10 protein-coding genes and 1 pseudogene are annotated in these 10,704 nt (G+C 70.2%); 5 read left to right on the top strand and 6 right to left on the bottom strand.

Annotated features, from left to right (window positions below; translation table 11 throughout):
• Positions 1-210: 210 nt before the first annotated feature.
• The gene (locus MJ797_RS24040; RefSeq protein WP_239341526.1) at positions 211-1,710 is read left to right on the top strand and encodes an aldehyde dehydrogenase; all 1,500 of its coding nucleotides are present in this window, start codon (positions 211-213) and stop codon (positions 1,708-1,710) included.
• Positions 1,711-1,779: 69 nt separating this feature from the next.
• On the opposite strand, the gene MJ797_RS24035 is transcribed toward MJ797_RS24040, so the two are convergent.
• Positions 1,780-2,946, bottom strand: coding sequence for an IS110 family transposase (locus tag MJ797_RS24035; protein ID WP_239341532.1), 1,167 nt, complete (start codon positions 2,944-2,946; stop codon positions 1,780-1,782).
• Positions 2,947-3,252: 306 nt separating this feature from the next.
• On the opposite strand from MJ797_RS24035, the gene MJ797_RS24030 reads away from it, so the two are divergent.
• Together MJ797_RS24030 and MJ797_RS24025 are read left to right on the top strand one after the other, a co-directional pair.
• Positions 3,253-3,738 carry a nuclear transport factor 2 family protein gene (locus MJ797_RS24030; RefSeq protein WP_239341524.1) on the top strand — a complete coding sequence of 162 codons (486 nt, stop codon included), beginning with the start codon at positions 3,253-3,255 and terminating at the stop codon, positions 3,736-3,738.
• 31 nt (positions 3,739-3,769) lie between these two features.
• A complete protein-coding gene (locus tag MJ797_RS24025; protein ID WP_239341522.1) occupies positions 3,770-4,894 on the top strand; it encodes an alcohol dehydrogenase catalytic domain-containing protein in 1,125 nt (374 codons plus the stop codon).
• 63 nt (positions 4,895-4,957) lie between these two features.
• Here MJ797_RS24025 and MJ797_RS24020 read toward each other — a convergent pair whose 3' ends face one another.
• Together MJ797_RS24020 and MJ797_RS24015 are read right to left on the bottom strand one after the other, a co-directional pair.
• Positions 4,958-5,764: an SDR family NAD(P)-dependent oxidoreductase gene (locus MJ797_RS24020; protein WP_239341529.1), complete on the bottom strand. Its 807-nt coding sequence runs from the start codon at positions 5,762-5,764 to the stop codon at positions 4,958-4,960.
• 33 nt (positions 5,765-5,797) lie between these two features.
• Positions 5,798-7,063, bottom strand: coding sequence for an acyl-CoA dehydrogenase family protein (locus MJ797_RS24015; protein ID WP_239341520.1), 1,266 nt, complete (start codon positions 7,061-7,063; stop codon positions 5,798-5,800).
• Positions 7,064-7,278: 215 nt separating this feature from the next.
• On the opposite strand from MJ797_RS24015, the gene MJ797_RS24010 reads away from it, so the two are divergent.
• Positions 7,279-8,397, top strand: a complete 1,119-nt coding sequence (locus MJ797_RS24010) for a phosphotransferase family protein (RefSeq protein WP_374582899.1) — start codon at positions 7,279-7,281, stop codon at positions 8,395-8,397.
• Positions 8,398-8,674: 277 nt separating this feature from the next.
• Complete coding sequence (locus tag MJ797_RS24005) at positions 8,675-9,409, top strand: FadR/GntR family transcriptional regulator (RefSeq protein ID WP_239341516.1); 735 nt, start codon at positions 8,675-8,677, stop codon at positions 9,407-9,409.
• A gap of 67 nt (positions 9,410-9,476) precedes the next feature.
• Here MJ797_RS24005 and MJ797_RS24000 read toward each other — a convergent pair whose 3' ends face one another.
• From MJ797_RS24000 to MJ797_RS27645, 3 genes and pseudogenes are all read right to left on the bottom strand, one after another.
• Entirely contained in the window at positions 9,477-9,800 is a 324-nt protein-coding gene (locus MJ797_RS24000) for a type II toxin-antitoxin system PemK/MazF family toxin (RefSeq protein WP_239341514.1), read from the bottom strand.
• Positions 9,797-10,066, bottom strand: a complete 270-nt coding sequence (locus tag MJ797_RS23995) for a hypothetical protein (RefSeq protein ID WP_239341512.1) — start codon at positions 10,064-10,066, stop codon at positions 9,797-9,799. The genes MJ797_RS24000 and MJ797_RS23995 overlap by 4 nt, the downstream gene beginning before the upstream one ends.
• Positions 10,067-10,326: 260 nt before the next feature.
• Positions 10,327-10,704 (bottom strand): annotated as a pseudogene (locus tag MJ797_RS27645) (hypothetical protein); the annotation flags it as partial.

Raw genomic sequence — 10,704 nt, 5'->3', positions numbered from 1 at the left:
CCGCCGTCACGACCGCCGCCGAGCCCACGGCCGGCGCGCGGCCCGCGCCCGTGGCGGCGGGGGAGCCGGCCACCGGTGGCCCACCCACGGAGCAGACCGAGCCGTGACACGAGCCGTGACCGGTGTCCGGGGAGCCGGCGCCCCGGCTGTCGAACGCCGTGACCGCGGCGATGTCCGCGGTGTTCCCGCAACCAGATCGGAGCAGTTTCGATGAGCAGCACATTAGATGATCAATCGGTATATCCGATCTCGGCGGAAGCCGCGCGCCAGCTGGCGCGCCCCCTGTTCGGCCACGTGATCGACGGTGCGGTCGTCCCGTCCCTCGACGGGTCGACGATGCCGGTCATCGACCCCGCGACCGAACGCCACGTCGCCACCGCAGCGGCCGGCTCGGCGGTCGACGCCGAAAGGGCCGCGCGGTCCGCGCGCGCCGCGTTCGACGACGGTCGGTGGCGCTTCCTCCCGCCGCTGGAAAAGGAACGCCGGATGCGCAGGCTCGCCAGCCTCCTGGCGGAGCGGGCGGACGTCTTCGCCGAGATCGACGTGATCGACTCGGGGCTGCCGCGTTTCTACGAGGGCTTCATCGTCCAGTTCGCGGTCGACGGTATCGACTACTACGCCGGCTGGCCCTCCAAGCTCGCCGGAGCGATCCCGGCGGTACCGTCGGACCTGGTCGTCTACCAGCATCGGGAGCCGATCGGCGCCATCGGCCTGATCACCCCGTGGAACGGGCCGACAGCCGTGTTCGCCGCGGTGGCCGCCGCCATCAGCGCCGGCAACAGCGTCGTGCTGAAGCCGGCCGAGCAGACCCCCATGTCGGCGGTTCTCATGGCGGAGCTGGCGCTCGAGGCGGGAATCCCGCCGGGGGTCTTCAACGTCGTCCAAGGTGTCGGTGAGGTGGTGGGCGCGGCCCTCGTCACTTCCGCCGCCATCGACGCCGTGTCGTTCACCGGTTCGGTGGCGACCGGAAGCGCCATCCAGGCCGCCGCCGCCGCACGGGTGAAACGGGTGAGCCTCGAACTCGGCGGCAAGAGCCCGTTCATCGTCTTCCCCGACGCCGACCTGGAGGCCGCCGCCGCCGCGGCCATGGCCGGGGTGTGGGGCGCGTCCGGGCAGGTGTGCACCGCGGGCAGCCGCCTGTTGGTCCACCGCTCCGTGCACGACACACTGGTAAGTCTGATCATTGACGGTTCGCGTGACATCCAGCTCGGCTCGGGTTTCGACCCCAGCAGCCAGATGGGGCCGCTGGTGTCCGCGGAGCAGCTGGAGCGGGTGCGGCGTTACGTCGGCTACGGCCGGGACGAGGGCGCGGAGCTGGTGCTCGGCGGTGAGCGCCATGGTGACGTCGGCTACTTCCACCAGCCGACGGTGTTCACATCCGTGCGCAACGACATGCGGATCGCCCGCGAGGAGATCTTCGGGCCGGTGATGTCCGTGCTGGAGTTCGGCTCGGAGGAGGAGGCCATCGCCATGGCCAACGACACCGAGTACGGGCTGGCGGCCGGTGTGTGGACGAACGATCTGGGCCTGGCGCACCGTGCGAGCAGGGCGCTACGGGCCGGAACGGTGTGGGTGAACACCTACCAGATGGTCTACCCGACGGTGCCCTACGGCGGCGTGAAGAACTCCGGGCACGGCCGCAGCCTGGGCGCGGCCTCTCTCGACGATTTCACCGAGATCAAGAGCGTGTGGATGAAGGTGGGGGGCTGACCCGCCAGCGCGGCGGCGGGCGCGGCACCCGCTGGGACTGTTCCGAAAGACATCCCAGGAGCTGAAATGTCAAGCCGCGACCTGTTCGACGTGATGCGACCAGGCGGTCGTCTCGTCGTAGAGGCTGCCGGTCTTGAGGCAGCCGTGCAGGATGCCGACGAGGCGGTTCGCGAGTTGGCGCAGGGCGGCGTTGTGGTTGGCTCCGCGGGCTTTCTGCCGGTCGTAGTAGGCGCGGGCGCCGAGGGACGCCTGCAGGGCGGAGAAGGCCTGGGTCATGAGGGCGTCAACGAGCCGGTCGTTGTGGACGAACCGGGCGGCGACGGTTCTCTTCTTGCCCGAGGCGCGGGTGATCGGCGAGGTGCCGGCGTAGTTCTTGCGGGCCTTGGCGGTGGTGTAGCGGTCGGGGTCGTCGCCGAACTCCGCGAGCACCCGGGCGCCGAGGACCTGTCCAAGCCCTGGCTGGGACAGGACGATCTTAGCGGCCGGGTGCCGGCCAAAATGCTCCTCCACCTGCCCCTGGAGGGTCTTGACCTGCTCATTCAGCACGGCCAGGACCGCGAGCAGCGCGCGGACCGAGACCGCGTAGGCGCCGGTCACGACGTCGGGCTGGCCGAGGTGCTCGGCGCGCAGCGCCGTCTGGATCGCTGCCGCCTTGGCGGGGACGTCACGGCGCCGCGCCCGGCGCAGGGCGGCGCTGATCTGGCTGACTGTCAGCCGGCGCGCCTCGCCCGGGGTGGGCGCTTTGGCCAGCAACTCCAGGGTGTCCGCGGCGTCCAGGTCCTCGAACGCCACCAGCGCGGCCGGGAAGTAGTCCCGCAGCGCGTGCCGCAGCCGCTGGGTGTGGCGGGTGCGTTCCCAGATCAGGGTCTTGTGGGTCCGGGTCACGACCTTGACCGCCTCGACGGTGGCACTGTCCCCGGCGACCGGGCGCAGCTGGTGGGCGTCGGTACGGACCATGTCCGCCAGCGCGTGCGCGTCGCCGGCGTCGCTCTTCGCGCCCGACACCCCGTGCCGCGTCCGGTAGTGCGACGCCTGCAGCGGATTGATCGCGAACACCGTGTAGCCAGCAGCGACGAGCGCCTGGACCCAGGGGCCGCGGTCGGTCTCGATCCCGACCAGCACCTCCACCTCGTCATCGTCGCCGGCGTGCTCGCCGACCATCGCGTGCAGCCGGGCCATACCGGTCACTCCCTCGGGCAGCCGGGCCTTGCCCAGCCGGCGGCCCGAGGCGTCCATCACCTCCACGTCGTGGTGGTCTTCCGCCCAGTCGTCTCCCACGAACAGCCGCAACGCCTCTCCCGCCCTCCATGCCGATCACCCTGAGCAGCCCGCGGGAGAACTATCAGCGACCTAATGAACACAGTGCTCACGCCGCGAACGGCAGGCACGACATCCCATCAGCGATCAACTCTCCCGGCCAACCAGCAGGGGCACGGTCTTTCGTCAGGACTCGACGTCCAGGAGAACGAAGTGCTCACCCGCTGGCGGCTACCGCCCGGAGTCTGCCGGATGGCTGGCTCCCAGAACTCATTAGGAGTGAGCATGCGTACAGCGGCTGAGATCGAGGCCGGCCTGGACCGCGCCGAGGTCGCCGACGTGCTTTACCGGTATGCGTCGTGTATCGACACACGGGATATCGACGGGGTCCGGGCGACCCTCGCCGACGACCTGTGGGCGCGGTACGGCAACGCCGATCCCATCGTCGGCGGTGACACGGTCGCCGATTGGATCGACGAGGCCACCCGGGAATGCGTCTGGCAGCATCACCTGCTCAGCGTCTACCACGTGGACCTTGCGGCGGATCAGGCCAGCGCGCTCGTCTACCACACCTCACACCAGGTGTTCCGTGCGTCCACGGAAACGGTGCACGTGCTCGTCGGCCGATACCACAACCAGCTGCGACGCGAAGCGGACGGTTGGAAAATCAGCAGGCTTCTCTTCGAGATTCGCTGGGGTGAGCGCCGGGTGGACTCCACCGGCTACCTCGCCGAGGTCGGCGGGCCCGGCCCCCAGGCGCGTCCCCGGTGACACGGCCGGCCCCGGACGCGGGGACGGTACGGTGAGAACCCGTGCGGCGGTGCTGTGGCCGGGGGAGCCGCAGTGGTCCATCGATGAGATCACCCTCGACCCGCCGGGCGTGGGGGAGGTCCTGGTTCGCATGGTGGCGACCGGCCTCTGCCACAGCGACGACCATCTGCGCAGGGGCGGTTACCCGGAGATCCGGCTCCCGATCATCGGGGGTCACGAGGGCGCTGGCGTCGTCGAAGCGGTGGGGCCGGGGGTCCGGCGCATTCGTGTGTGTGATCATGTCGTGCTCAGTGTTCCGCTGCCGCCCTGCGGGGACTGCGCGCCCTGCCTGGACGGCCGCCCCTACTTCTGTGAGCGGGGAGCGCTGCTCGGCCAGGGGTTCCAGGTGTCCGACGGCACCGCCCGGCATCATGCCCGTGGTCAGGACCTGGGGGTTTTCGTCTTTCTCGGTACCTTCGCCGAGCACACCGTGGTCAGCGAGAAGAACTGCGTGCGGGTGGAGCCGGGCCTCCCGCTGGAACTCGCCTGCACCATCGGCTGCGCGGGGGTCACCGGGTGGGGAGCGGTGCTCAACACCGCCGAGGTCCGGCCGGGCGACGTGGTCGTGGTCGCGGGGGTCGGCGGGATCGGCGCCAACGCCGTGCAGGCAGCGTGTTTCGCGGGCGCCCGTGCCGTCGTCGCGGTCGACCCTGTGCCGTTCAAGCGTCAGATCGCCATGAAATTGGGGGCGACGCTGACGGCGACGACCCTCGACGACGCGCTGCCGGCGGTGCGTGACCTCACCCATGGCCGCATGGCGAACACCGTTGTCATGACCATGGCCGCCGGTGACGGCCGGTTGCTGGAATCCGCGCTGTCCCTCGTCGGTAAACGGGGCAGGGTGGTAGTCGTCAACGTTCATCCCGCGGAGGAGACCGCTGCCACGATCAGTCTGCGTAACCTGCAGAGCTTCGAAAAGCAGGTGGTCGGCTGCCTCGCCGGATCCTGGGACGGCCGCAAGGGGATCGCGTTCCTCGCCGACCTCCACCATGCCGGCCGCTACGACCTCGACTCCATCGTGACCCGCACCTACGACTCGCTGGCCGACGTGACGACGGGTTACCACGACCAGGCTGCGGGCACGATCGTGCGGGGAGTCGTCCGCCTGTCAGCCTGAGGCCGGAATCCGTTCCCCTCCGTAGGGGCGGGGCGGAACGGGTGTCTGGAGCAGTCTGCCCCGTCAGTCTGCCCCGTCAGTCGAGGCAGTATAGGGGACGACCGCCTGGCCGCCGTCGACGGCGAGCAAAGCGCCGGAGGTGAAACTCGATGCGGGCCCGGCGAAGTACAGGGCCGCACCGACGATCTCACGCGGGTCGCCGCCCCGGCCCAGGGGGAAGCGTCCGGCCATCGCCTCGAAGGCCGGTATGTCCCAGCTCCTGCTGATGTCGGTGAAGAACGGTCCTGCCATGATCGTATTGACCCGGACCGTCGGCCCGAAGGCCTGGGCGAAGCCGGCGGTCAGGGCGTTCAGGCCCGCCTTGGCCGCCGCGTAGGGGAGGTCGCCCGGTGTCGGGCGCACCGCCGCGACACTGCTGATGTTGATGATCGAACCGCCGTCGGCGCGGGCCATGCGGGCACCGACGAGCGCGGTGAGCCGGAACGGCCCCTTGAGGTTGACCCCGATGACCTTGTCGAACAGCTCCTCGGTCACCTCGTCCAGGCTCGGGTAGCGCGGGGCGATACCGGCGTTGTTGACCAGGACGTCGAGCTGGCCGAACTCGTCGTGGACGGCATCCACCAAGCGGGTGAGGCCGGCCCAGTCGCCGACGTGCGCCGGGTAGGGCAACGCTCTGCGGCCAGTGGCGCGGCGGACCTCCGCGGCGAGTTCCGCGCAGCCGGCGGCCTTCCGGCTTGTGATCACGACGTCCGCGCCGGCCGCGGCGAACGCGAGCACCATCTCCCGGCCGAGGCCGCGGCTCCCGCCTGTCACGAGTGCCACCTTGCCCTGGAGCGGGCTGCCGTGCCCGGGCTCATCGCGCTGGCGCATCTGTGCTCCCGTCACGGTGGGATCCTCCGATGGTCAACGTGGGATGTCCCGCCAGGGCCTGCCCCGGTCGGTCCGCGGCTCGCCCGGCAGCCCGAGGATCCGCTCGGCGATGATGTTGCGCTGGATCTCGTCCGAACCACCCGCGATCCGGTAGCCCGGAGCGCCCAGGACGTGGGCGCTCCAGCAGAACGTGCCCCACTCACCGGTGTCCGCCGTCAGGCGTGGGCCGAGCAGCAGAGCGGCCGTCCGCGATGCCGATTCCATGCCCGCCACCCAGCGCAGCTTGCGCAGGGAGCCCGCTGCCCCCGGCGTCCGGCCGGCCTGCCGGGACTGTTCGTCCCGCTGGGCCGACACCCGGGCGAGCCGTTCGTTGATGAACACGTCGGCGAGCTGCTGGCGGACCAGCGGATCGCCCGCGCGACCCAGCCACCGGGCCAGCGCCACGAGCTCCCGGAAGCCCCCGCCGACCTGGCTCGGCGCGCTGCTGGCCTCGCGCTCGAGCCCGAGCGTTGTCAGGGCCGTCCGCCAGCCCCCGCCCACCTCCCCGAGACGCAGGGAGTCGGGAACCCGGACATCGTCGAGGAAGACCTCGTTGAACGACGAACCGCCCGACATCTGGCGCAGCGGCCGGATGGTCACTCCGGGGGAGTCCAGCGCGACCATGAACGCGGTGAGGCCCGCGTGTTTCGTGGCATCCGGGTCGGTCCGCGCGATGAGCATGCCCCAGCCGGCGAACTGGGCACCCGAGCTCCAGACCTTCTGCCCGTTGACCACCCAGGCGTCACCGTCGCGAACCGCGCGGGTGGCCAGGGCTGCGAGGTCGGAACCGGCACCCGGCTCGGAGAACAGCTGGCAGCACAGCTCCTCGGCGCGCAGGAACCGCCGCACCAGGAGAGCGCGCTGGCCGGGGGTGCCGACGAGCTCGATCGTCGGGGCGATCAGGTGCAGCGTCACCGTCAGCAGCTCGTGCCCCGGCGGAGTCTCGACGTGCGCCTCCTCATGGGCGAACACCTCGGCGAACTCGGGCCCGAGCCCGCCGCCGCCGTACTCGGGAGCCCAGGTGATCGCGCCGAAGCCGGCGTCGAACTTCTGCCGCTGCCAGGCCGCCGCCCGGCCGATCAGCGCCTTCTCGTCCGCGAAGGACAGGCTGTGAAAGACCGACACGTCGTCCGACCCGTGTCCCCAGTCTTCCTGGCGGCTCTCACCTGGGACGGCCCGCGGGCCCGCGCGGTCGGCGAGCCAGGCACGTACCCTGCCCCGGAAGGCCTCGAGATCCCTGTCCGCAGCTTCCGCGCCCATGGGTCTCCCTCGGGGTTGTCAGATTTGTCACGTCTATATTCGTCATGAGGTTAAGGTCTTTGGACGGCGGGCGCAACGGGGCCTGCGGGGGCGTGTGCCAGGTTCCCCCACAGGTGCCACCGGCACGCGGGCGCACGGCGCGCGCACGGCGCGCTGCCCGCGGCATCGGGACCGCGGCCTACCAGGACCGCAGCTACCGGGAAGGGCCGGGGATGATGAACGCCGAGTCTTGGCCGTCAGCGGATTCGCCTGAGCCGGCGGATCCGCCTGAGCTGGCGCCGGTCCGCCCCGGTGAGGAGCTGCCGTGGGAGCGGCTGGCCGGGTACCTGCTGCCGCGGCTGGCCGAGCGGGGGCTGGAGGTGACAGGCGAGCTGTCGGTGGCGCAGTTCCCGAACGGTTCGGCGAACCTCACCTATCTGCTCTCGTTCGGTCGCACCCGTCTGGTGCTGCGCCGGCCTCCGTTCGGCGCGATCGCCCCAGGCGCCCACGACATGCGCCGTGAGCACCGGGTGCTGTCCCGCCTGTGGCAGGAGTACGACCGCGCTCCGCGAGCCTACGTGTTCTGCGCCGACCACGACGTCGTGGGCAGCGACTTCGTGGTCGGCGAGTACCGCGCCGGGGTGGTGGTCTGGGGGGCGCTGCCGCCGTCGCTGCGCAACCTGCCCGACGCGGCTCGCCGCGTCGGTTTCGCCACCGTCGAGGCCCTCGCCGACCTGCATCTCGTCGACCCGGCGAGCTGCGGCCTCGACGATCTCGGCCGGCCTGGCGGATACCTCGCGCGCCAGCTGTCGGGATGGCGCCGTCGCTGGGAGCTCGTGGCCACCGCCGAGTGCGACGCACAGATGACCGAAGCGGGCCGCCGCCTGGAGCGCACGCTGCCGGTTTCGCGGGCATCCGTGCTCATACACAACGACTTCAAGATTGACAACTGTCAGTTCGCGCCGGCCGCACCCGACCGGGTGGCATCGGTCTTCGACTGGGACATGGCGACGCTCGGCGACCCGCTCGCGGATGTCGGGATGCTGCTCAACTACTGGCCCGACCCGTCGGACACCGCGGACGACCACGCGCTGCACGTGCCGGGCCTGCGGACGCTGGGCGTGCCCACCCGGGCGGAGGTCACGCGCCGGTACGCGGCGCGCACCGGCGCCGACCTGTCACACATTGCCTGGTACGAGGCGTTCGCCTGCTGGCGGACAGCGGTGATCTGCCAGCAGCTGCACCAACGCTACGTGCGCGGGGAGAGCACGGATGAACGTATGGCCAGCCGCGGGGACGACATCGGGATGCTTGCCCGGCGTGCCCTGCGGATCCTGGGAGACGTCACGGGGTGAGCCAGGACAGCCGGGCCACAGCCACTGGCGCTACCGGCCTGTCCGTACTGCCCAGCCCGCCCAGCCCGCCCAGCCCGTCCGCGGGACGGGGTAGGCAAGGAGCTGGGCGGTGCGATTCATCAGGAGCAACTCGGCCTGGCGGTACCCTCTGCTCATGGTGAGCAGCCCCGGTCGAGAGCCGTTGCCTGCGCCCGCTGGAGCGCTGGGCCCTCGTCGGCACGCACCGGCCCCGGCGACTCCGCGAGGCTGCATCGCGATCGCGTCGGGTGACGGGGTGATGCGCCGCCTGAAGACATCGGAGACCGTCGCACGGGATGTGGTGCACGACATCATCGCCCGTGGGCTACAGCCTGGTGACGGCCTGCCGTCGGAGGCGGCCATGCTCGAACAGTATTCAGTGAGCCGCGAGTCGTTGCGGGAGGGGCTGCGCCTGCTGGAGGTGCAGGGCCTGCTGTCCATCCGCCGTGGGCCGGGCGGCGGCCCGGTGGTCGGTACCGTCGACCCGTCGAACCTCGGACGCATCTCCACGCTGTATTTTCACCTGGCGGGGGCCACCTACGCCGAACTCTTCGAGGCGTGGGTGCTGGCCGAATGCGTCCTGGCCGACCGGGCCGCCCGCAACCCGGACAGGGAGGCGCGTGCCGCCGCGATGGCGCCTTACCTCGACGGAGGCGGGGCGTACGAAGAACACGAAGAACACGAGGAGCTGGGGAAGTTCGTCCAGGAGCACGGTGGATTCCACATCGCGATAGCCTCACTGGCCCGCAACCGCGTGCTCGAGCTGAGCATGCAGACCATGGGCCGGATCGTCGCCCACCACGTCGCCCTCACTGACGACCCCCGGGTGATGCGTGACCTGATCGCCGACGATCACCTGAAGCTGGCCCGGGCCATTCTTTCCGGTCATGCCAAGCAGGCCCACAGTCTCATGGAGGAGCACATCCACGGCATCGCACGGTACAGCCGTGAGCGCTTCGGCGACCGGATGGACGACTTCATCGAATGGCGGTGATCACCGCGGCCCCACCAGCGGGCGGAACCAAGCGGCGGAACCAAGCGGTCAAGGCGACACATGCCTTTCAGCGGAGCAGGCCGAGGTAGCGCGAGAGGGTGTGCTCGACCTGGGCCATGTCGTCGCGGGGGAGGTAGTCCACGAGTTCACCCGTGACATAGGCGCTGTCGATGGCGCGGATCTGGTCGATCAGGATCCTGGTCGGCCGTCCCGCGATGATCACCTCCGGCCTGAAGGTGGACGCCTGCGCGCCGGTCGACGTGGGAACGATCGTGACCGTGGACCACGTGTTCTGCTCCATGCTCAGGACGAGGCCGAGCCGACGCCCCCGCTGCTCATGCCCGCGCTTGGCGTCGCCAAGGTCGACCGGGTATACCGCCCCGCGGATCACGGATGGTCCTGGGACCTGGCTGGTACCGCGAGGCTCGTACCTGTGATCACAATGTTGCCGTTGGTGTCGTACTCCCACGCATCGGGCTCGGCGGACAGGTCCTCGTTCCGCAGCCGGTGCATGTCCTCGCGGGCGCGCGTCTCCCACGCCTCCCGGTCCAGCAGTCGCAGGGCGCGCCGGATGACGTCGCTGGTCTTCTCGTCCTGGTGGCGGTTGGCCTCGATGATCCGGAGGTCCTCTTCGGTGGGGCGGAATCCGACGCTCATGAGGCAACCGTACAACAAACGTACAACACCTGAGGTGGTTGGTGGACGCGTAGGCCGAGGGTATGTGCAACTCGGGGGTGGTACCGCTCTGGTCGGTATAGGCCGAGACTCCTGACCAGTGTTTTTACTGGTCGGGCTGGTCTTCGGATCCACCCCCGGGTTGCACACGCGTGTCACTTGATAGGGGCGCGCTGTGTGCTGAGGCGTCCAAGTGGCTCCTTGCGGCAGTTGCTGAGGGCCGGTGTTGGTGCTGGTGGATGCTAGTGTCGTGCAATGAGAAGATCTTGGCTGGTTCCGTGGCGCTTGCCCTGTTTGACGTCGTTTTCGACGTGGACGTGGGAGCGGTGGCGGGCATCCAGCCAGGCGAGTTGGCCGACGCGGGCGTTGATGGCGATCAGCTGGTAGCGCTGGCCCTTCTGTTTCTCCTGCTCCGTGGCGCGGGCGAGGTATTTCGGGTGCAGCGGCTCGTCGCGGACCAGGATCCGCAGACCGGGGATCTTCTTGGTCCAGGCGGACAGGCCGAGCAGGCCGGTGAGCTCGGCGACGGTGATCCCGGTCAGTTCCTTCCCGGCGACCGCCAGTGAGGGGAACCCCTGCGGCCGGGCGGCCAGCAGTTCCCACCAGCGGTAGTGGAACCC

Source organism: Protofrankia sp. CiP3 (genome assembly GCF_917627345.1).
In the GTDB taxonomy this organism is placed as follows: domain Bacteria; phylum Actinomycetota; class Actinomycetes; order Frankiales; family Frankiaceae; genus Protofrankia.
The sequence above is the reverse complement of the archived record's forward strand: the minus strand, read 5'-3'. Positions and strand labels throughout refer to the sequence as shown.